This is a genomic window from Sphingobium sp. TomMM35A, from assembly GCF_054771735.1.
Map to the genome: position 1 here is coordinate 2,550,285 of NZ_BSRC01000001.1, position 18,763 is coordinate 2,569,047.

Annotated in this window: 22 protein-coding genes; 9 read left to right on the forward strand and 13 right to left on the reverse strand. The window is 62.0% G+C overall.

Annotated features, from left to right (window positions below):
• Positions 1 to 32: 32 nt before the first annotated feature.
• Entirely contained in the window at positions 33 to 2,216 is a 2,184-nt protein-coding gene (gene uvrB, locus ACYU8T_RS12810; protein WP_097090745.1) for an excinuclease ABC subunit UvrB, read from the reverse strand.
• Between uvrB and ACYU8T_RS12815 the strand changes: the two genes are divergently transcribed.
• The 5 genes from ACYU8T_RS12815 to ACYU8T_RS12835 all read left to right on the forward strand — a co-directional run bounded on the left by ACYU8T_RS12815 (position 2,215) and on the right by ACYU8T_RS12835 (position 5,201).
• Positions 2,215 to 3,114 carry an acid phosphatase gene (locus tag ACYU8T_RS12815; RefSeq protein WP_461159650.1) on the forward strand — a complete coding sequence of 300 codons (900 nt, stop codon included), beginning with the start codon at positions 2,215 to 2,217 and terminating at the stop codon, positions 3,112 to 3,114. The genes uvrB and ACYU8T_RS12815 overlap by 2 nt on opposite strands.
• Before the next feature lie 86 nt (positions 3,115 to 3,200).
• On the forward strand, positions 3,201 to 3,737 hold the full coding sequence (locus tag ACYU8T_RS12820) for a DUF3617 domain-containing protein (protein WP_461159651.1): 537 nt from the start codon (positions 3,201 to 3,203) through the stop codon (positions 3,735 to 3,737).
• 4 nt (positions 3,738 to 3,741) lie between these two features.
• A complete protein-coding gene (locus tag ACYU8T_RS12825) occupies positions 3,742 to 4,020 on the forward strand; it encodes an HNH endonuclease (RefSeq protein ID WP_461159652.1) in 279 nt (92 codons plus the stop codon).
• 77 nt (positions 4,021 to 4,097) lie between these two features.
• Positions 4,098 to 4,598, forward strand: a complete 501-nt coding sequence (locus ACYU8T_RS12830) for a DUF3617 domain-containing protein (protein ID WP_461159653.1) — start codon at positions 4,098 to 4,100, stop codon at positions 4,596 to 4,598.
• A gap of 129 nt (positions 4,599 to 4,727) precedes the next feature.
• Positions 4,728 to 5,201 carry a hypothetical protein gene (locus ACYU8T_RS12835; RefSeq protein WP_097090748.1) on the forward strand — a complete coding sequence of 158 codons (474 nt, stop codon included), beginning with the start codon at positions 4,728 to 4,730 and terminating at the stop codon, positions 5,199 to 5,201.
• Position 5,202: 1 nt separating this feature from the next.
• On the opposite strand, the gene ACYU8T_RS12840 is transcribed toward ACYU8T_RS12835, so the two are convergent.
• From ACYU8T_RS12840 to ACYU8T_RS12850, 3 genes are all read right to left on the reverse strand, one after another.
• Entirely contained in the window at positions 5,203 to 6,423 is a 1,221-nt protein-coding gene (locus ACYU8T_RS12840; RefSeq protein ID WP_461159654.1) for an MBL fold metallo-hydrolase, read from the reverse strand.
• A 79-nt stretch (positions 6,424 to 6,502) separates the two neighbouring features.
• A complete protein-coding gene (locus ACYU8T_RS12845; protein WP_461159655.1) occupies positions 6,503 to 6,814 on the reverse strand; it encodes a hypothetical protein in 312 nt (103 codons plus the stop codon).
• 5 nt (positions 6,815 to 6,819) lie between these two features.
• The gene (locus tag ACYU8T_RS12850; protein ID WP_461159656.1) at positions 6,820 to 7,566 is read right to left on the reverse strand and encodes an iron-containing redox enzyme family protein; all 747 of its coding nucleotides are present in this window, start codon (positions 7,564 to 7,566) and stop codon (positions 6,820 to 6,822) included.
• 298 nt (positions 7,567 to 7,864) lie between these two features.
• Here ACYU8T_RS12850 and ACYU8T_RS12855 point away from each other — a divergent pair, with 298 nt between their 5' ends.
• Positions 7,865 to 8,743, forward strand: coding sequence for an oxygenase MpaB family protein (locus ACYU8T_RS12855; RefSeq protein WP_461159657.1), 879 nt, complete (start codon positions 7,865 to 7,867; stop codon positions 8,741 to 8,743).
• Here the strand turns inward: ACYU8T_RS12855 and ACYU8T_RS12860 are convergent.
• Together ACYU8T_RS12860 and xth are read right to left on the reverse strand one after the other, a co-directional pair.
• Positions 8,730 to 9,773, reverse strand: coding sequence for an ATP-dependent DNA ligase (locus ACYU8T_RS12860; RefSeq protein ID WP_461159658.1), 1,044 nt, complete (start codon positions 9,771 to 9,773; stop codon positions 8,730 to 8,732). The two genes, ACYU8T_RS12855 and ACYU8T_RS12860, sit on opposite strands and share 14 nt — an antisense overlap.
• A complete protein-coding gene (gene xth / locus ACYU8T_RS12865; protein WP_461159659.1) occupies positions 9,770 to 10,558 on the reverse strand; it encodes an exodeoxyribonuclease III in 789 nt (262 codons plus the stop codon). Before xth ends, ACYU8T_RS12860 begins: the two co-directional genes overlap by 4 nt.
• Before the next feature lie 103 nt (positions 10,559 to 10,661).
• On the opposite strand from xth, the gene ACYU8T_RS12870 reads away from it, so the two are divergent.
• Positions 10,662 to 10,850, forward strand: coding sequence for a hypothetical protein (locus tag ACYU8T_RS12870; RefSeq protein WP_461159660.1), 189 nt, complete (start codon positions 10,662 to 10,664; stop codon positions 10,848 to 10,850).
• A 213-nt stretch (positions 10,851 to 11,063) separates the two neighbouring features.
• On the opposite strand, the gene ACYU8T_RS12875 is transcribed toward ACYU8T_RS12870, so the two are convergent.
• Genes ACYU8T_RS12875 through ACYU8T_RS12885 form a run of 3 tightly spaced genes read right to left on the reverse strand, consistent with a single transcriptional unit; the run spans position 11,064 to position 12,806 of the window.
• Positions 11,064 to 11,648 (reverse strand): alpha-ketoglutarate-dependent dioxygenase AlkB, encoded by a 585-nt coding sequence (locus ACYU8T_RS12875; protein WP_097090756.1) that lies wholly within the window; start codon positions 11,646 to 11,648, stop codon positions 11,064 to 11,066.
• Positions 11,645 to 11,932 (reverse strand): hypothetical protein, encoded by a 288-nt coding sequence (locus ACYU8T_RS12880; protein WP_461159661.1) that lies wholly within the window; start codon positions 11,930 to 11,932, stop codon positions 11,645 to 11,647. The genes ACYU8T_RS12875 and ACYU8T_RS12880 overlap by 4 nt, the downstream gene beginning before the upstream one ends.
• A gap of 55 nt (positions 11,933 to 11,987) precedes the next feature.
• Positions 11,988 to 12,806, reverse strand: a complete 819-nt coding sequence (locus ACYU8T_RS12885; RefSeq protein WP_461159662.1) for an alpha/beta fold hydrolase — start codon at positions 12,804 to 12,806, stop codon at positions 11,988 to 11,990.
• A gap of 173 nt (positions 12,807 to 12,979) precedes the next feature.
• Between ACYU8T_RS12885 and ACYU8T_RS12890 the strand changes: the two genes are divergently transcribed.
• Positions 12,980 to 13,597, forward strand: a complete 618-nt coding sequence (locus ACYU8T_RS12890; RefSeq protein ID WP_201515217.1) for a hypothetical protein — start codon at positions 12,980 to 12,982, stop codon at positions 13,595 to 13,597.
• A 56-nt stretch (positions 13,598 to 13,653) separates the two neighbouring features.
• Here the strand turns inward: ACYU8T_RS12890 and katG are convergent, their stop codons facing one another.
• Positions 13,654 to 15,903, reverse strand: coding sequence for a catalase/peroxidase HPI (katG, locus tag ACYU8T_RS12895; RefSeq protein ID WP_461159663.1), 2,250 nt, complete (start codon positions 15,901 to 15,903; stop codon positions 13,654 to 13,656).
• Between the two features lie 314 nt (positions 15,904 to 16,217).
• Between katG and ACYU8T_RS12900 the strand changes: the two genes are divergently transcribed.
• A complete protein-coding gene (locus tag ACYU8T_RS12900) occupies positions 16,218 to 17,018 on the forward strand; it encodes a DUF2189 domain-containing protein (RefSeq protein WP_461159664.1) in 801 nt (266 codons plus the stop codon).
• 9 nt (positions 17,019 to 17,027) lie between these two features.
• On the opposite strand, the gene ACYU8T_RS12905 is transcribed toward ACYU8T_RS12900, so the two are convergent.
• The 3 genes from ACYU8T_RS12905 to ACYU8T_RS12915 are packed head-to-tail and all read right to left on the reverse strand — an operon-like array spanning position 17,028 to position 18,758.
• A complete protein-coding gene (locus ACYU8T_RS12905; protein WP_461159665.1) occupies positions 17,028 to 17,702 on the reverse strand; it encodes a c-type cytochrome in 675 nt (224 codons plus the stop codon).
• Positions 17,703 to 17,706: 4 nt separating this feature from the next.
• Positions 17,707 to 18,060, reverse strand: a complete 354-nt coding sequence (locus ACYU8T_RS12910; protein WP_461159666.1) for a cytochrome C oxidase subunit IV family protein — start codon at positions 18,058 to 18,060, stop codon at positions 17,707 to 17,709.
• Positions 18,061 to 18,065: 5 nt separating this feature from the next.
• Complete coding sequence (locus ACYU8T_RS12915) at positions 18,066 to 18,758, reverse strand: heme-copper oxidase subunit III family protein (RefSeq protein ID WP_461159667.1); 693 nt, start codon at positions 18,756 to 18,758, stop codon at positions 18,066 to 18,068.
• Positions 18,759 to 18,763: the final 5 nt, after the last annotated feature.

Below are 18,763 nucleotides of genomic sequence, written 5' to 3' on the forward strand. Positions count from 1 at the left end.
GGCCTTGAACCTTTCGTCATGCTGAACTTGCGTCAGCGCCCGAACTTCCGCTGGGTCTTGCCGTAGCGCAGCTTGCGCGTGCCGGGCTTGCCTTCGGTGGCGCGGCCGCGCGGCGATGCGACCTGCTCGTCCATGGGCAGGCCAAGCTCGTCCGCCTCCAGCTTGCGGATTTCGTCGCGGATGCGGCCTGCTTCCTCGAACTCCAGATCGGCGGCGGCGGCGCGCATCTTCTTTTCAAGGTCCTCAATATAGGCGCGCAGATTATGGCCGACGAGGTGCGGGCGGTCCTCCAGACCCGTGTCCACCGTGACCTGATCCTTGCTCGCCACATGGGCGATGATGTCGCCGATGTTGCGCTTGATCGTTGTCGGCGTGATCCCGTGTTCGAGATTATAGGCCTCCTGCTTCTCGCGGCGGCGGCTGGTTTCGTTGAGGGCGCGCTCCATGCTGCCGGTGATGCGATCGGCATAGAGGATGACCCGCCCTTCGACATTGCGGGCGGCGCGGCCGATGGTCTGAATGAGCGAGGTTTCGGAGCGCAGAAAGCCTTCCTTGTCCGCGTCAAGGATCGCGACGAGCCCGCATTCCGGAATGTCCAACCCTTCGCGCAGCAGGTTGATGCCGACCAGCACGTCATAAACGCCCAGGCGCAAGTCGCGGATCAGTTCGATACGCTCCAGCGTCTCGACGTCGCTGTGCATGTAGCGGACCTTCAAGCCCGCCTCATGCATGAACTCGGTCAGGTCCTCGGCCATGCGCTTGGTGAGCGTGGTGACGAGCGTGCGATAACCCTTCTTCGCCGTCTCCCTGGCTTCATGGATCAGGTCGTCCACCTGATCCTCGACCGGCTTGATCTCCACCGGCGGGTCGATGAGGCCGGTAGGGCGGATGACCTGTTCGGAAAAGACACCGCCGGTCTGTTCCATTTCCCACGAGCCGGGCGTGGCGGAGACGCTGACCGTCTGCGGCCGCATCGCGTCCCACTCGTTGAAGCGCAGCGGGCGGTTGTCGATACAGCTTGGCAGGCGGAAGCCATATTCGGCGAGCGTGATCTTGCGCCGATGGTCGCCACGCGCCATCGCCCCGATCTGCGGGATGGTCTGGTGGCTTTCGTCCACGAACAACAGCGCGTTTTCGGGCAGATATTCGAAGAGAGTCGGCGGCGGTTCACCGGGCAGGCGGCCGGTCAGAAAGCGGGAATAATTCTCGATCCCCGCGCAGGAGCCCGTTGCTGCAATCATTTCGAGGTCGAAATTCGTCCGCTGCTCCAGTCGCTGCGCCTCCAGCAGCTTGCCCTCTGCGACGAGTTCCTTCAGCCGCTCGGCGAGTTCGAAGCGGATCGCCTCCATCGCCTGCTTCAGCGTCGGACCGGGCGTCACATGGTGCGAATTGGGGAAGACCTTCACATAGTCGAGGCTGGCGATCTTCTTGCCCGTGAGCGGATCGAACTCGACGATCTCCTCGATCTCATTGCCGAAGAAGCTGATGCGCCAGGCTGTGTCCTCATAGTGGGATGGGAACACTTCCAGATTGTCGCCCTTCACCCGGAAATTTCCACGCGCGAAGGCAGCGTCGTTGCGCTTATATTGCAGCGCCACCAGTTTGCGGATGATCTCCCGTTGATCTTCGATAGCGCCCTTCTTCATCGAGAAGGTCATCGCCGAATAGGTTTCGACCGACCCGATGCCGTAAAGGCAGGAGACAGACGCGACGATCAGCACATCGTCCCGCTCGAGCAGAGCGCGGGTGGCGGAGTGACGCATCCGGTCGATCGCCTCATTCACACTCGATTCCTTTTCGATATAGGTATCGGAGCGCGGCACATAGGCTTCGGGCTGGTAATAGTCGTAATAGCTGACGAAATATTCGACAGCATTTTCCGGGAAGAAGCTCTTGAACTCGCCATAGAGTTGCGCGGCGAGAATTTTGTTGGGCGCGAGGATCAGAGCGGGGCGTTGCATTGCCTCGATCACCTTCGCCATGGTGAACGTCTTGCCCGAACCAGTGACGCCCAGCAGCACCTGGTCCTTTTCCCCCGCCCGCGCCTGCTCCACCAGTTCGGCGATCGCGGTGGGCTGGTCACCCGAGGGCTCATAGTCCGAAACCAGCTTGAACGGACGCCCGCCCTCGCTCTTTTCCGGGCGCGCGGGACGGTGGGGGACGAAGCCTTCGCCGGTCTGGGGCTCGTCCAGCGTTGTGCGAATCTGAATGGACATGCGGGCCAATATGGGCATGGTCCCGCACCACAGCAATGTGGGGCAGGCATCCCATGTGACGATAGCGGAGGACTCGATGCGCAAGGCCATTTTTCTGTTCACATCGATGGCCATGTTGCAGGCATGCGCGACGACGACGGCCGGAACCGGATCGGCGCAGACGCCGCCATCAGTGATGCAGGGAACGAAGGCGCGCACCGCCAGCTATCTGGGCGGCGGCGCGCTGCCCGACGGCCTTATGCTGTCTCCGCCGCCTCCGGCGGCTGGATCAGCGGCTGAAGCGCGCGATAAGGAAGGGGCAGCCGCCGCTCTCGCCATGCGCGGCAGCGCGCGTTGGGATCTCGCCAAGGCGGATGCGGATCTGCGCCCAGCCCACGCCGCTGCCGCATTTTCCTGCTCGGCCGGCATTCCCATCGATCAGGCGCATACTCCTGCGCTTGTCCGCCTTCTGTCACGGGCCATGGGCGATCTCGGCGGCTCTACCGGCGAGGTGAAGAAGCGGTACATGCGGCAGCGTCCCTTCATGGTGAATGGGCAGCCGATGTGTACCCCGGATTGGGACGAGGTTTTGCGCCGTGACGGCTCTTATCCCTCCGGCCACAGCGCGATCGGCTATGGCTTTGGCCTCATCCTGGCCGAAGTCATGCCGGAGAGAGCGGCAAAGTTGGTCGCGCGTGGCCGGGCGATGGGGGACAGCCGCCGCATCTGCAATGTGCACTGGTTGAGCGATATCGAGGAGGGACGGGTCATTGCTTCGGCCACGGTGATGCGCCTCAATGCCGATCCCGCCTTTGCCGCCGATCTCGCCGCCGCCCGCAAGGAGGTCGCGGCGCAGCGGAGCAAATCCGCCGAAGCCGCGCCCGATTGCGCGCAGGAGGCGGCGGCGCTCAGTCAATAGCCGCAGGATCATTTTCCATCCTCGTCTGTCCTGATATGCTGCCGATCAGAGAGGCCGGGCCATTCCGGCATCAACGGGGGAATATCATGTTGAAAGCCTTGGCCATCATTGTTCCTGCGGCGCTGCTGCTTGGCAGCTGCGGGGACAAGCCTTCGGGCGAACCGCAGAGCCGCGAGGAAGTGAGGGCAGAGGTGCAGAAGGTGCAGTTGAAGCCCGGCCAGTGGGAAGGAGCCTATACGCTCGAGGATATAGAGATGCCGAACGTGCAGGGCGGCAGCGATCAGATGAAAGAGCAGATGAAGAAGATGATGAGCCGCAGCTCGATCAAATATTGCGTTTCTCCGGAAGAAGCGGCGAACCCGAGCGGCAAGATGTTCTCTGGGCAGGAGAGCAAGGATTGCACCTACAAGGGCTTTGACGTCAGCGGCGGGTCGGTGAAGGGCGAGATCGCCTGCAAGTCGGAACATGGCACCATGAATGCCGTCATGTCCGGCAGCTACGCGCCCGAAAGCTATGAAATGCAAATGGACATGAAGATGAGCGGTGCTCCGGGCGGCATGAACATGAGCATGAAGGCAAAGACGACGGGCAAGTGGGTCGGCGCGGACTGCGTCGCATCCTGATCTGATGGAGAGCGCGGAAGGCAGTTGCTGGCTCTGCGCGCGCCCGCTCGGAAAGCGTGTGGAATGGCATCATCCGGTGCCGAAGAGCCGGGGCGGGCGCGAGACGGTGCCCGTGCACCCGATTTGTCATCGCGCGATCCATGCGCAATTGAGCAATGTCGAGTTGGCCCGCACGCAAGGTGACGGCGCCGTTCTGCGCGCGCATCCTGGGATCGCCCGCTTCCTTGGCTGGGTCGCGAACAAACCGCCGGATTTCCACGCGCCCACCTACAGGAAGCGCTAGCGCCGCTTTTTCCCTTGCGCTTCGACGCGCGCCGAGCGAGCCTCTGATTGTTCCGCAAGAGAACAGGGGAAGAGGATATGCGAAAGACGATGATGGCGGCGCTGCCGCTCGCGATGACGCTTGGCTTGGCCGGATGCGGCAATGAGGCACCCAAAACGGAAGCGGTCGAAGCACCGATCCTGATGAAGGCAGGCGAATGGACGATCACCCGCAAAACGACAGGCTACAACACTCCAACCGTGACGCCCGCCCAATATCAGGCGGCGCTCAAACAGGTTGATGAGGAAAAGCTGTGTATCGCCGTCGATGCAAAGGGAACGCCCGATGCGAATGCCCTGGCTGGGGATGAGGGCCAGGATTGCACCTACAAGGACAAGCTGCTGCGCAAGGGAAGGCTGATCGCCACCCTGTCATGCAAGTCCGGCGCGGCTACGTCGGAAATCGCGCTGGAGGGCAATTACACCGCCGACACTCTGACGCTGGGCAGCACCATGACGAAGACGGCCGGGGGCAGCCCGGTCCTGCGCACGACCCATGACGTGACCGGCAAACGCACCGGAGAATGCAGCAAGGCCTGAAGCGGCCGTGATGAAAGGTCCTCCGCTGCCGCTCGGCGGAGGATCACCTGTCCGAAATCGCCAATGCCGAGAGCGGGCTTCTGTGCCATGTTCGCCCCGGCATTCATCGGAATGGCGGAGGGTTAAGACATGCTCTTTCATCTTTCGATCGCCGCGCATGATCCCAAGCATGTTGCAGAAGTCATCGCGGAAATGTGGCGCGGCGAGGCCTTTTACTTCCCGCCAGTCACGCCTGGTAGCTGGATCGCCTTTGCGGGCGACGACCGGGGCACCGCGATAGAGGTTTATCCGATCGATACGGTCCTGCGCGAGGAAGAAGGCGACGCCGATAGTTTTGGAGAGCGGACTGGTGAAAGCCGCTACACCGCCACCCATGCCGCGTTGGCCACCCCGCTATCCCGCGAAGAGATCATGGGGATCGCGCGGCGGGAAGGGTGGCCCGCCAAATATCGCAAGCGCGGCGGCGCCTTCGGCGTGATCGAACTGTGGATCGAAGGGCGGCAGATGATGGAGATGCTGACTGCCGAGATGCAGTCCGAATATCTGGCCGCGATGACGACGGACAATTGGCGCGCCATGTTGAAAGCAGGCGCGCCCGCCTGACCTATTGCAGCGCCCGGATGGCGCGCTGGTCGCATTTTTTGGGCCCTTGGCGCGCGGCGGAATAGGCAGGCACCTGAATCGATTGACCGATGCGCAGCGGCGCAAAGCGCTGCCGTTCCATGCCTTCGCATTTGAGGAACAGGTCCAGCATGCGGGGCGGCGTGTCCCATTTTTCATAAGACAGCCGGAATGTGCCCCAATGGATAGGGATGGCAGTCGATGCCTTTAGCTTTTCGAACACTTGGACCGCGCGCTGCGGCCCGATGTGCGAGTCCGCTTCCATCTGCCCCGGCCAGAAACGGAAGGCGCCGATAGGGATCATCGCGAGGCGGATCGGCCCGATCCGTGCGGCTTCTGCGGGCCATGCCATGTCGCCAGCACCTGTGTCGCCGGCGAAGAAGATGTTGCCCGCACGGGTTTCGATCAGGAAGCTGGACCATAAAGCGCGGTTTCTGTCCGTGCCCCACCGGCTGCTCCAGTGATGATTGCGCAGCACATGGACACGATAGTCGGGACAATGTTCGTAATTTTCGCACTGGATGACTGTTTGCGTCCCCAGATTGTTCAGGGCGGCGCCGGACACGGACTGGCCCCAATCGAGCGCGATTGCGGGAATGCCCTTGTCTTTAAGGATGCGCTCATTCCCCAAGCTGACGATGATCTTGGGCCGGTCACGCTCCCATAATCTCCTGAGCGTGGGGATATCCATATGGTCGTAGTGATTATGGCTGACGATGATGAGGTCGATTTTCGGCAGGTCATCGAACCTGATGCCCGGCTGCGCCACGCGCTTTGGTCCCAGCGGCGGAAAAGGGCTCGCATAGTCGGACCATATGGGGTCGGTAAGAATGTTGAGGCCCGCCGCCTGCACCAGCACTGTGGCGTGGCCGACCCAGGTCGCCCGCATGCCCCGCGGCGCTGCGAATGCCGGGGGGCGTGTGGGCTCTACAGCGACCGCCGCGGGCCATTCGGGACGCTCGTCCTGGCCCGTCAGCCAGCGGAGAAGAAATCCGCGTCGGTTCTTTCCCGGAGGACTGGAAAATTGGATTTCGCCATCAGGATTGAAGAAATGCTCGCCATCATAATGACGGCTGACTGGCCCGTCATAATAGATGCGGTCGAGGAAGGGCGGGATGATCGTGATCGCGAGACACAGCACGATAACGAGGAACAGCAGCGCGACGCCCGCTCCGCGAAAGACTTTCCCGATGATGCGGCCCATGCCGTCTCCTGCACTGATCACGATGCAGGGTCATAGCCTTGATATGGCGCGCGGCAAGAGCCGCTTCCGGCGTTCCGCCTCAATGACGCATGTGCCGCAGCCAGGGCAGCAATCGCTGTTGAAGGTCCTGCGCCCCGCTGTCCTCGCCTTCCAGGAAGGGAATGGCATAGGCTTCCAGATCGTCTTTCAACAGACTTTCGCTCCGGCTGTGGCGATGCAGGTCCAACACCGCGCCATCGGGCATATGCATGGCCAGTGCAGCCATGCCATCGCTGACGCTGGTATAAGGTCCATCGACCTCATAATCCTCCGCCAGCAGCAGATCGACCATCATGCCGGCAAGTTTCGGATCATCTTCGACGACCAGGATGCGGCCGTTCGATTGTGCCATATTGCCTACTCCAGGCCGAAATGGCTGCGGTAACGGTTGAAGCAGCGTTCGCCGCAGCTCAGGCGGATCAACGCGCCCTCTGCTATGGCGGTCGCGCGGCGGGGGTCTTCCGCGACCAGCGGCTTGATCGCCAGTTCGTTCCAGTCCCGGCTATGCTTGACGTCCAGCACCGCATGCAGATCGAAATATCGTCGCTCGGACTGGCTGAGCCCAATTCGTCGCAAGGCGCGAGCGGTGTGCGCCGATCGACCGGGCGCGGTTAGTTCGATCGCCCCCAGCGCGCCGACGCTGTGCCAGGCGTAGCAGCGCTGCGTCGCCATCGCGGTCATCGCGTTGGCGAGCGCCAGGCTTTCCCAGACCGTGGTCTCGATCGTCGGTGTCAGTCCGAGTGTCGTGACCAGCTGTGCAAGCATGGGGCCGTGCATGCCCTTTTCCTGGCCGCGCCCCATTTCATCCCAATAATTGCGCGCGAGTTCCAGCTTGGCGGAGTCTGGCAGCTTGACTTGCGTCAATGCGACGAGATCGTCAAAGCCAGCCTCGCCTGCCGCCTCCTGCGTCAGGAACCAGCGGATTTCGTCCCGGGACGCGTGGTCGGCGAGCCATGGGAACAGCGCATCATGCTGACCGGGGCCGGTCTGCTCGAGCGCTTCGAACCATTGGATGAAGCCTTCTGGATCGGTCGGAGCTTGTGCAGCACGATCACGGACCATGGCGCGTAGCTCTTCCATGAAGCCATGTTCCAGGCGGAGCATGGCTTCGTCCTGGCGGAACCGGCTTTCCCAATCCTCCGGATAGGACGGCGCTAGCCGTTGCCGATTCCAATGACTGAGGCGCTGCTGAAAACTTTGTTGAAGAAATTGCGACTCGCACTCGGGTGCGATGAAACGGGTAGCCACGGAAAATGCTCTCCTGATTGTACCCCTGTTCAATTCAGGGGAGGGCGTGACGTTCCCTTTAAAATGCCTAATCGGGATCAGTATCCTGGCGTTTGCCCAATCAAATTGGCATCGACTCGCCGATTTACGCGTTTGTCGCGGCAGGAGGATTTTCATGCTGCTGCTACCTCATCGCGCGCTACGGCAGATGGTCCAGCACAATGTCGCCAAGGTCTTCGGGTCTGGGGGAGAAAGGATCAACCTCGACACGCCCCTTGGTGACCAGGGGCTGTTCGGGCCGCAATCCATGGCGTGGCGCGTGCATCAGGATTTCACGAGCATGATGACCGGCGGCATCGCCGCGCTCCTGCTTCAGATGCTTCATCCTGCTGCGCTCGCTGGAATATGGGACCATAGCCGCTTTCGAGAGGATCGTAGCGGGCGGTTGCGGCGGACGGCTCAGTTCATCGCGGGCACGACCTATGGCGCGACCGCCGAAGCCGAACGCCTGATCGCGCATGTCCGCGCCGTGCATGATCGGGTGGAGGGGGAACTGCCGGATGGAACCCATTATCGCGCGAGCGATCCGCAGTTGTTGCGCTGGGTCCACGTCGCAGAGGTCTATTGCTTCCTCACGGCCTATCGCCGCTACCGGGCGCCTATTCTAAGCCTGCGGGAGCAGAACCGCTATTACGGGGAAATGGCCGGTCTTGCCGAACGGCTGGGTGCTGCGCCCGTCCCTCGCACTGTTGCGCAAGTGCGGGAATATCTATCCGCCATGCGGCCGCAGCTTCGCAGCGATGAGCGGACGAGGGAGATCGTGTCCCTCCTGGCCGAACCCACGCCGGGCTTGCTCAACGCGCCCTTCAGCAAGGTTGCGATCGACGCGGCGATCGATCTGCTGCCGCCCTGGGCAGCGCGCATGCATGGCTTTGAGCTGGGGCCTGGCCGCCATGTGACACGGGCGCAGCTGGCGGGGATGGGGCTTCTTATGCGCTGGGCGCTGGACGGCGGGGCTGCGAGCCGGGCTGAGCGGCGGGTCAGTCAAGCCTAAGCAGCTGATCGATCTCGGCCGGGCGCAGTTCCGCTTGCAACTGGTCGCATGTGCATTGGCGCGGCGCTTTGTCGGGACGCCAGCGCAGGAGGCGGGTGCCGTGGCGAAAGCGCCCGCCGGTCACCTGATCGTAGATGACCTCCACCACCAATTCGGGACTCAGCGGCTCCCAGGCGCTCTCCTCGCCTTTGTTCCAGCGGCTCGGGCCACCCGGCGCCTTGCCGGTGAAGCCGGAGCCACCGGCAAGCGGCTCAAGGCGTTTTAGCAGATGGGCGCGCTCATCAGCCTTGAACGCGGAGGTAAAGCCGACATGGTTGAGTTTGCCTGCTTCATCATAGAGCCCCAGCAGCAGGGATGCAGCGCCGCCACGATCAGCCGTGCGGCGGAATCCGCCGACCACGCAATCGGCGCTGCGGTAATTTTTCATCTTCATCATAGCGCGTTCGCCGGAGCGATATGGCGCATCTAATGGCTTGGCGATAATGCCATCCAGCGCGCCGCCGCTTCCTTCCAGCCAGCGGTCGGCATCCTCGATCCGTTTACTTGCGGGCGACAGGAGCAGCGTTTTTGTCCCATTCTTTGCGTGAAAGCGCTCCAAGGCCGCGCGGCGTTCGTGCAAGGGAGAGTCCATCAGGTCGCTCCGCCCCAGCGACAGGCAATCGAACAGCATCAGCTGCGCCGGAGTTTCGCGGGACAGGCGCATAATTCTGCTTTCCGCTGGGTGCAGCCTTTGCTGCAAAGCATCGAAGGAAAGAACGCCTTCCACGGGCAGGATCAACTCGCCGTCCAGCACATAGCGGCTCTCGGCCGTTGCAAGCAGGGCATCCATGACCTCCGGAAAGAAGCGTGCCAGCGACTTGCCGGATTTAGACCGTATGTCAGCTTGCTCGCCGTCACGGCCGACGATAGCGCGGAAGCCGTCCCATTTGGGTTCATATTGCCATCCCGGAGACGCCGGCAGTTCGGACACGAGCCGCGCCTCCATCGGCAGCGGCAAGGCAAGCTCCATCGGGTCTTCCGCTCCGGTCATGGCTCCTCTCCGCTCATATCCAGCGTGATGACCACGGGCGCATGGTCGCTCGTCTTTTCCCAGGCGCGAGGCCGGGTGTCCACTTCGGCGGCCACCAGCTTGGCTGACGCCACCGGGTTCAGCAGCGCGTGATCGATCTGCAGACCAGCATTGCGCTCGAAGGAGCCACGCCAATATTTCCAGAAACTGTAGATCACCTCATCCGGATGCAGCTGCCGGATCGCATCGCTCCATCCCTGATCGAGGAGGCGTCGGTAGGCAGCGCGCACCTCCGGGGCGAACAGGGCATCGTCGCGCCACCGATCGGGAACATAAACGTCAAGGTCAGTCGGCATCACATTATAATCGCCAGCGACGATCACCGGCGCGTCGACATCGATGAGCGAAGCCATATGGCTGTGCAGCCGATCGAACCAGCGCAGCTTGAAATCGAATTTGGGGCCAGGGCGAGGATTGCCATTCGGAAGGTAGAGGCAGGCAATGAGGACCCCATTCACCGCTGCTTCGATGTAGCGGCTCTGCACATCGTTGGAGTCGCCCGGCAGTCCGCGCCGCGTTTCATGAATCGCGCCAACACGGCTAAGGATCGCGACGCCGTTCCACCGGCTCTGCCCGTGCCATATTGCATCATATCCCGCATCGCGGATCGCCCGCTCGGGAAAATTCTCCTGCGGAGCCTTCAGCTCCTGCAAGCACACAATGTCTGGCTCGGCCTGCTCCAGCCATCGCAGCAGCACGGGAAGACGTCCATTGACGCCGTTCACATTGTAAGTCGCGATCTTCATGTCTTTTCAGCAAGACGCTCCGCGGCTCGATTGGTTCGACGAGGGCAGGAACGACGCCGTCGCCAGCCCGTTCTTTCGCCAAGGCATCCAAGGAGCGAATGACGTGGACCACGACCAGAACAAATGCCCGACCAACGAAACCGAGATCGTCAAGAAGGCATCGCCCAAGCCGCAGCCGCCAACCGAGAAGGAGCGGAAGCAGATTGCCGACGCTCAAGAGAAGGCGCAGAAGGATCAGGAAGAACTGCGCTCGGCAGGATTTCGCGACCACAAGGGGACGGAAGGCTTCTGATAGCCGCCCAAATCAAAAGGCCGCCCGGTTGGTTCCGGACGGCCTTTCCATTGTCAGCCGATTGGACGCGCTCAGAAGAGGCGGACCCCCGCGGCGGAGGTCAGGCTCTTCATTTCTGCCGTGATCGGCATAAGACAATGAGACATCAGACCACCTCCTTTCCGTTGTTGACGATGACCGCGATATGGGTGCCCGAACGGCGAGAACAAGGGGTCAGTTGCGTGCCATTACCGCGGCCTTCGGGGAGAGCGACCGGAAGGTGATCGACCAGCGGCGCGTGTCCATGCCCGCGATGCTATGCTCCCACGCATGCCGTGCTTCGCCTGAGAGATGATATATGGATCTGCGGGACACCGGTAGCGAGATGCGATCGAAGCCTTTTGCCGTCCGCCTGCGGAAGCGCAATGTGGTGGCTCTGCCCAAGGAAATGCCAACAACATGTTCGAAGACCGGACGGTCCCGGTGCCAGCCTATACCAGCGCCCGGATCGTAGCGGATCAACAAAGCCTGGACGAGGTCGGCATCCGCCAGCCCTGCGAAGGATGCGGCCCGCGCCTTGATCGGCCGGAGCCAGGGCGGGATCGGCTCGCTCGGGCCAAATCGGCCATTGTCGAAGTCATAGGTCCAGCCAAGCGACAGCGTCAGCCTTTTGCCGGTCCATCCCTGAAAGCGGAAGGGCGTCAGGGGCAGCTCATCGATCTTTGTGATCAGCATCGACTCTTCGTCAGGGTCCAGCATGTCGTCGCGGTAATCGAGCCCGGGAATGAGAGGCGTTTCGAACAGGTTGGTCTGCGTCATTTTCTACGCCGGGAGAGCCGCCGTTGATTGCGGGCCACCGCCTTGCGGTAATGGGCGATGGAGTTGCGCATGGCTGCGTCAGGATTAGTGCCAAGAGTGCCGGTGAGCGCTTTCCACTGCAGCGCGCCGACCGCTTCTATCTTCTCGGCAACCATAAGATGGGCCTCCCGCGCTGCAGCGGAATTGCCCGCCAGCAGCTTGGGTATTCGCAGGGCGATCACCATCCATGCCTCTACCCCCAACTGCCAGCTGTCGATCATGAGGCTGAATGGATTGGCCTTCACCATAGTGGGTAAAGTCGTGCCCCGGCCGTGAGTTCCACGTCCGGGGCAAGGCTGTTCAACGGGCGAGGAAGTCCAGCAGATCGGCGTTCAGCCGGTCCGGCGCGGTCGCAAACAGGCCATGTGGTTCGCCATCATATTCGATAAGTTGCGCACCCGGAATGGCAGCCGCCGCTGCTCGTCCGGTGGGATCGATCGGCACCGTCTTGTCGCTCGTCCCGTGGATAACGAGCGTCGGAATGTCGAACGCGGGAAGGTCCGGCCGGAAGTCGGTGCGGCCGAAGGCGTTGATGCAATCGACCGTCGCCTTGGGGCTCGCCATGATCGCGAGGGCAAAAGTCCAGTCGAGCAGCCCGTTGCTGACCGGCTTGGATACAAGGCCGATGCCGTAGAATGTCTTGGCGAAACTTTGCAGGAAAGCGAAACGGTCCTCCCGCACCTGTGCCTGCAATTGGTCGAACACGGAATCATCGACGCCGTCGGGGTTGCTGTCATCCTTCAGCATGTAGGGAACGACCGAACCGACCAGCGCGACCCTGTCCACCTTCGCCGATCCATAGCGCGAGAGATAGCGAGCGATTTCGCCGCCGCCCATGGAAAAGCCGACGAGCGACACCTTGGGCGCGCTCACCTTGTCGATGACGGCCGCAAGATCGGCGGCGAAAACATCATAATTATAGCCGTCCGCAGGATGCCCCGACTGCCCGAAACCGCGACGGTCGTAGGTAATCACCCGATAGCCCGCTTCGAGCAGCGCCAGCGTCTGATATTCCCACATGTCGCCGGTCAGCGGCCAGCCGTGGATCAGGATCACCGGGTGGCCCGAACCCATGTCCTTCACATGGATGACATGACCTTCGGAGGTTTCGATATGCATGGAGCCACTCCTTCTACTAGGAAGTGACCGCAACCGGTGGCGGGGCGTATCGTTCCGTACGCTCCATCGATCCGCTCTGCGCGCCGTTGGGGAACCATGACCCTTCATCCCGGTTGAACAGCATAGAGCGGCGGGCGCCATAATCGGCCTAACACACAGGCCAAGGAGATGTCATGGTGACGCTCACTCCGCTGGAAATCGGCTTGGGACTGGTCGTCCTTGTCCTGCTGGCCGGAATAGCCGTGTTGATCATGCGCAACAGGCAGCGCGCCAATCTGCGGTCGAAATTCGGGTCTGAATATGCGCGCACCGTCGAGGAAACGGGAAGCTCGCGCAGAGCCGAAGCAGAGTTGCAGGAGAGGGAAAAGCGCGTTGCGAGCTTTTCGCTGCGCCGTCTTTCGCCGCAGCAGATCGACATGTTCAACGATGGCTGGATGAAGGTGCAGAACCAGTTCGTCGATGATCCGCAGGGCGCGGTTTCGCGCGCCGACGTGCTGCTGACGGAAGTCATGGAAGCGCGCGGCTATCCGATTGCCGACTTCGACCGGCGCTCGGCCGACCTGTCGGTCGATCATCCCGAAGTGGTGCAGAATTATCGTTCAGCGCACGACATCGCGATCCGTCACGCGCGTGGCGAGGCCGATACCGAAGATCTGCGCCAGGCTATGATCCATTATCGCGCCCTGTTTGAAGAGCTTGTGCATGAGCCTGGAGAGCCCAACGGCATGTCGCACATGACGCGGCCCAGCCGGTTCGGCGAGCCCGACTATGGCCGCCGCGATCTTCATTGATCTGACGGCAAGTTGCCGCCGCAGTTCCCCTTGGGAAGACTGCGGCGGCTTCATGCTCAGGCGGTGGCTGTCAGACCCGACCAGCGAAGGTCGAAGCGATCGGCATCCATCACCTTGACCCAAGCGTTGACGAAGTCATCGACGAACTTCCTGCCCGCATCGGCAGAAGCATAGGCTTCCGACAAGGCGCGCAGTTGCGAGTTCGATCCGAAAACCAGGTCGACGCGCGTGCCCGTCCACTTCTGCTCGCCAGAATTGCGGCAGGTGCTGATGAACACATCGCCCTTGTCGCTTTCCGCCTTCCACGCCGTGCCCATGTCGAGCAGGTTGACGAAAAAGTCGTTGGTAAGCTGCCCCGGCCGATCCGTGAACACGCCATGCTTCGATCCGCCATGGCTGACCCCAAGCACGCGCAGCCCGCCGACCAGTACCGTCATCTGCGGCGCGCTCAGCCGCAGCAGGTTCGCGCGATCGATCAGCAGTTCTTCCACCGGTACGCGATAGCTGACCGGCAGATAGTTGCGGAAGCCGTCCACCTTCGGCTCGAGTACGGCGAAGCCATCGACATCGGTCTGTTCTTGCGACGCGTCGGTGCGGCCCGGTGTGAACGGCACAGTCACATCATGCCCTGCGTCCTTCGCCGCCTGTTCGATGCCGACACTTCCGCCCAGCACAATAAGGTCTGCGATGCTCACCTTCTTGCCCCCGGACGCGGCGCCATCGAACCTGGCCTTGATGCCTTCCAGAACGCCAAGCACGCGGGCCAGCTGATCGGGCTGGTTCACCTCCCAATCCTTTTGCGGCGCGAGGCGGATGCGGCCGCCATTGGCGCCGCCGCGCTTGTCCGATCCGCGGAAAGTGGATGCCGATGCCCACGCCGTCTGCACAAGTTCGGACACAGTCAGTCCGGAAGACGCGATCTCCTGCTTCAGCGCGGCGATATCGGCCTCCTCGATCTGCGCATAGTCGGCTGCCGGGATCGGGTCCTGCCAGATCAGGTCCTCGGCCGGAACGTCTGGGCCAAGATAGCGGCTCTTGGGCCCCATGTCGCGATGGCACAGCTTGAACCAGGCGCGCGCGAAGGCATCGGCGAAAGCGTCCGGATCATTGCGGAAGCGTTCGGCGATCCTGCGATATTCCGGATCCTCCCTGAACGCCATGTCGGCGGTGGTCATCATCGTCGGCAATCGCTTGTCGGGGCTATGCGCGCCCGGTGCCATGTCTTCAGGCTTCTGGTTGACGGGCTGCCACTGATGCGCGCCCGCGGGGCTCTTCACCAACTCATAGTCATAGTCTAGCAGCATGTGAAAGAAGCTCATGTCCCACTGGATGGGTGTCGGCGTCCATGCGCCTTCGATCCCGCTGGTGATCGTGTGATCGCCAACGCCGCTTTCATGCCCGCTCTGCCAGCCGAGACCTTGCTGCGCTATGTCCGCGCCTTCCGGTTCTGCCCCGATCTTCGCAGCATCGCCTGCGCCATGCGCCTTGCCGAAGGTGTGACCGCCAGCGGTCAGCGCCAGTGTCTCTTCGTCATTCATGCCCATTCGTGCGAAGGTTTCGCGAATGTCGCGAGCCGATTGGAGCGGGTCGGGGTTGCCGCCCGGTCCTTCAGGGTTGACGTAGATGAGGCCCATCTGGATCGCCGCGAGCGGTTCTTCCAGCGCCATTTCCTTGTCGGGCTGAATGCGGGTCTGGTTGTCTGCATGCCCGACCCACTGTTCTTCCGTGCCCCAGTAAACGTCCTTTTCCGGTTCCCACACATCTTCGCGTCCGCCGCCGAAGCCGAAGACGGGCCCGCCCATGGATTCGATCGCAACATTGCCCGTCAGGATCATCAGGTCCGCCCAGGACAGCTTGCGGCCATATTTCTGCTTGATGGGCCAGAGCAGGCGGCGCGCCTTGTCCAGATTGGCGTTGTCAGGCCAACTGTTGAGCGGCGCGAAACGCTGCCCGCCCGAAGACGCGCCGCCGCGCCCGTCGCCGGTGCGATAGGTGCCTGCGCTGTGCCACGCCATGCGGATGAAGAAGGGGCCATAATGCCCATAGTCGGCCGGCCACCAGGGCTGGCTGTCGGTCATCAGCGCGTGCAGGTCCTTCTTGACCGCTTCCAGATCAAGACTGGCGAACTCCTTCGCATAATCGAAAGATTCCCCCATCGGATTGGCGTGTGCGCCATTTTGATGAAGGATTTCGAGAGATAATTGGTTCGGCCACCAGTCGCGGTTGGTGCGTCCGAGCAGTGACCGGAGCGCGGCCGGTTCCTTCATCGGGCAGCTCAGCGGGCTTCCACCAGTTTTTGCGTCCATGATTGGCTCTCCTCTTGAATACAGGCGGACAGGCTAGGCTCGACGCGATAGTTACGGAAGCGATTAAGATCGGTCAGAGCGATCGACAAAAGCGATCAGTGCCGCAGTGCGAACTGTGGCTGGCCAAGGTACGAAGCTGCTTTTTGGTTCCGCTTCGTTACGCTTTGGTGTAATCTGCTGCACATGGCCATGAGGCGCTCCTCATGCCGAGACGATGCGCTGCGCAGGTCAACAGGCCGCCTCCGTCACCAGTCCCGACTGAGGGTAAGGAAGCTTGAGCGTCCGTCATGGTGACTTCGCGAGGGAGAGCGAGCATGGCGATCACGCATTCGGCTGATGTTCCACGCGGCCGGGAAGATCATGAAATTCGCAGGATCGGCTTTGACGACCTGCGGATCGCGCTGCGGCAGGGCTGGGAAGATTTTCAGGCCAAGCGCGGCGACCTCATCTTCATTGGGCTGATCTATCCGGTGGTCGTGCTGTTCGCCATCCTGATCGCCAGCCGCGTATCGATCCTGCCGCTGCTGTTCCCGCTTCTTGCAGGCTCGGTCCTGTTCAGTCCTGCTTTGGCCAGCGGCTTCTATGAGCTTGCCCGGCGCAGGGAGCATGGCCTCGACTCGCGCTGGCGGCATTTCCTGGATGTCGTGCGCGGACCGTCCGCGCCGTCGCTTTTCGACCTTACCAGCATCACCGCCCTGCTGTTCCTCGCGTGGCTCGCCGCGGCGTGGTTCATCTATAATTCGACGGTGGGCAGGTTCGGTCCTGAGGCGATTTCATCGCTTGGCGCGTTCGTGAGCGCGGTGTTCGGGACGGCCGAAGGCTGGCAAATGATCATCATCGGCAATCTTGTCGGCCTGGCCTTTGCGATGGTGACGCTGGCGGTCAGCGTCGTGTCCTTTCCGATGATCGTCGACAGACAAGTCAGCTGGGGCAACGCGTTGCGCACATCTGTGCGCGTCACCAGGGAAAATCCCCTCACCGTCGCGACATGGGGACTGATAGTCGTCGCGTTGCTGATCCTGGGTGCGCTGCCGGGACTTGTCGGGCTTGCCGTCGTGCTGCCGGTGCTCGGATACGCTACCTGGCATCTCTATACCCGCGCGGTCGTCCGGTAAGGCGGCCCCTCACTGTCCGGCTTGTAGCGACGGCGCTGGTAGCGGCGGCCCTCCATTCCCGAGGCTGGCAAGATATTTGATGACGGCGGCGCGGTCTTCGGGGCGGCGCAGGCCTGCAAAGCTCATCTTGGTTCCCGGAATGTCGCGCGCGGGGGAGGCGAGGAACTCGAACAGCTTGTCATAGGTCCAGCTTCCCCCATGGGCCTTCATCGCCGGAGAATAGGCGAATCCTGCATGGCTTGCGACCGGCCGCCCCACCACGCCCCAGAGATTGGGTCCGATGCGGTTTGGGCCGCCTTGGCTGAAAGCATGGCAACTGGCGCAAAGCTGCATCTTCGCCTTGCCCGCATTGGCGTCGGCACTCGCCAGCAAGGTGCCAAGATCCAAGGGTGCCGGGGCGGGCGCACCGCCTGCGCTGGAGGCGGGCGCGGGCGCCTTACCGCGCATGTCGCGATGATAGGCGATCAGTCGCTTGCCTTCGCCTGGATTGCCCAGGCTCGCGGGCCAGTCGCGCTGGACCGACGCCATGTCGACGCGCGGCGGCATGTCCTCGCCCGGTTTGTAGGCGAGGGTGCCCGCATCGCCATTGGGATATAGCTGTCCCGCGAACCAGTTGAGGCTCCAGAGCGCGCTTGCCGCGCCTGCGACACACAGTCCCGTCACCAGCCAGCGCATGCGGTTCATGGCTTCATCCTCCCCCGCCCATGAAGATCGCCCGCGTCCAAAAAGCGTAGTCGGCTTCGATCGTCATGATCCGCACCAGCACCAGCAGCAGCAGCGGCGGCACCAGGATTACGTAGATCAGCGACAGCCTTTCCCAGGCGAGATGCATGAAGATCGACAGGATCAGCCCTGCCTTCAGCAGCATGAAGAGGATGATGAGCGTCCAGCGGACGATCCCCTGCACATGCATATAGTCCACCATGTAGGACATGGCGCTCAGCACGAACAGATAGCCCCAGACCTTCAGGTAAAGGCTGATGGGATGATGTTGCCCTTCATGGACTAGCGAGGCTTCGCTGCCTGGTATCTCATGTTTCATGGGCGTCACCACAGGTAGAAGAAGGCGAAGATGAAGACCCACACGAGGTCGACGAAGTGCCAGTAGAGCCCCGCGATCTCGACCGCGCTATAGTCACCGGCACGGTCATAATGGCCGCGCGCGACCTTGGACGCGATGATCAGCAGCAGGATGACGCCGCAGGTCACGTGCAGGCCGTGAAAGCCGGTGATCATGAAGAAGCTCGCGCCGAATTGCGGCGCGCCCATGGGGTTGCTCCACGGGCGCACGCCTTCGTGGATCAGCTTGGTCCATTCAAAAGCCTGCATGCCGACGAAGGCCGCGCCGAACAAAGCGGTGAGCAGCATCAATATGGCTGTTTTGCGCTTGTCTTTGCGATAACCGAAATTGACCGCCATCGCCATCGTGCCGCTGGAACTGATGAGGACAAAGGTCATGATCGCGATGAGGATGAGCGGAATGTCCTGACCACCGATGGTCAGGGCGAATACTTCGGCGGTATTAGGCCATGGCTCCACCGCTGACGCGCGCATCGTCATGTAGCCTGTGAGGAAGCAGGAGAAGATGAAGGTATCCGACAGCAGGAATATCCACATCATCGCCTTGCCCCAATGGGTATGGCGAAAGACTTCCTGATCGGCCGACCAATCCGCGACGATTTCCCGCAGCGCGGGCGTGATGATCTCCCTGTCTCTTCCGTCGGATACTGTGTGAGCCATGGATG

What these genes read in the sequence shown, in the direction of transcription:
- ACYU8T_RS12815 (WP_461159650.1), top strand. Translation starts at nt 2,215, where the DNA reads ATGCGGGCCAATATGGGCATGGTCCCGCACCACAGCAATGTGGGGCAG.
- uvrB (WP_097090745.1), bottom strand. Translation starts at nt 2,216, where the DNA reads ATGTCCATTCAGATTCGCACAACGCTGGACGAGCCCCAGACCGGCGAA.
- ACYU8T_RS12820 (WP_461159651.1), top strand. Translation starts at nt 3,201, where the DNA reads ATGTTGAAAGCCTTGGCCATCATTGTTCCTGCGGCGCTGCTGCTTGGC.
- ACYU8T_RS12825 (WP_461159652.1), top strand. Translation starts at nt 3,742, where the DNA reads ATGGAGAGCGCGGAAGGCAGTTGCTGGCTCTGCGCGCGCCCGCTCGGA.
- ACYU8T_RS12830 (WP_461159653.1), top strand. Translation starts at nt 4,098, where the DNA reads ATGCGAAAGACGATGATGGCGGCGCTGCCGCTCGCGATGACGCTTGGC.
- ACYU8T_RS12835 (WP_097090748.1), top strand. Translation starts at nt 4,728, where the DNA reads ATGCTCTTTCATCTTTCGATCGCCGCGCATGATCCCAAGCATGTTGCA.
- ACYU8T_RS12840 (WP_461159654.1), bottom strand. Translation starts at nt 6,423, where the DNA reads ATGGGCCGCATCATCGGGAAAGTCTTTCGCGGAGCGGGCGTCGCGCTG.
- ACYU8T_RS12845 (WP_461159655.1), bottom strand. Translation starts at nt 6,814, where the DNA reads ATGGCACAATCGAACGGCCGCATCCTGGTCGTCGAAGATGATCCGAAA.
- ACYU8T_RS12850 (WP_461159656.1), bottom strand. Translation starts at nt 7,566, where the DNA reads ATGCTCCGCCTGGAACATGGCTTCATGGAAGAGCTACGCGCCATGGTC.
- ACYU8T_RS12855 (WP_461159657.1), top strand. Translation starts at nt 7,865, where the DNA reads ATGCTGCTGCTACCTCATCGCGCGCTACGGCAGATGGTCCAGCACAAT.
- ACYU8T_RS12860 (WP_461159658.1), bottom strand. Translation starts at nt 9,773, where the DNA reads ATGACCGGAGCGGAAGACCCGATGGAGCTTGCCTTGCCGCTGCCGATG.
- xth (WP_461159659.1), bottom strand. Translation starts at nt 10,558, where the DNA reads ATGAAGATCGCGACTTACAATGTGAACGGCGTCAATGGACGTCTTCCC.
- ACYU8T_RS12875 (WP_097090756.1), bottom strand. Translation starts at nt 11,648, where the DNA reads ATGACGCAGACCAACCTGTTCGAAACGCCTCTCATTCCCGGGCTCGAT.
- ACYU8T_RS12885 (WP_461159662.1), bottom strand. Translation starts at nt 12,806, where the DNA reads ATGCATATCGAAACCTCCGAAGGTCATGTCATCCATGTGAAGGACATG.
- ACYU8T_RS12890 (WP_201515217.1), top strand. Translation starts at nt 12,980, where the DNA reads ATGGTGACGCTCACTCCGCTGGAAATCGGCTTGGGACTGGTCGTCCTT.
- katG (WP_461159663.1), bottom strand. Translation starts at nt 15,903, where the DNA reads ATGGACGCAAAAACTGGTGGAAGCCCGCTGAGCTGCCCGATGAAGGAA.
- ACYU8T_RS12900 (WP_461159664.1), top strand. Translation starts at nt 16,218, where the DNA reads ATGGCGATCACGCATTCGGCTGATGTTCCACGCGGCCGGGAAGATCAT.
- ACYU8T_RS12905 (WP_461159665.1), bottom strand. Translation starts at nt 17,702, where the DNA reads ATGAACCGCATGCGCTGGCTGGTGACGGGACTGTGTGTCGCAGGCGCG.
- ACYU8T_RS12910 (WP_461159666.1), bottom strand. Translation starts at nt 18,060, where the DNA reads ATGAAACATGAGATACCAGGCAGCGAAGCCTCGCTAGTCCATGAAGGG.
- ACYU8T_RS12915 (WP_461159667.1), bottom strand. Translation starts at nt 18,758, where the DNA reads ATGGCTCACACAGTATCCGACGGAAGAGACAGGGAGATCATCACGCCC.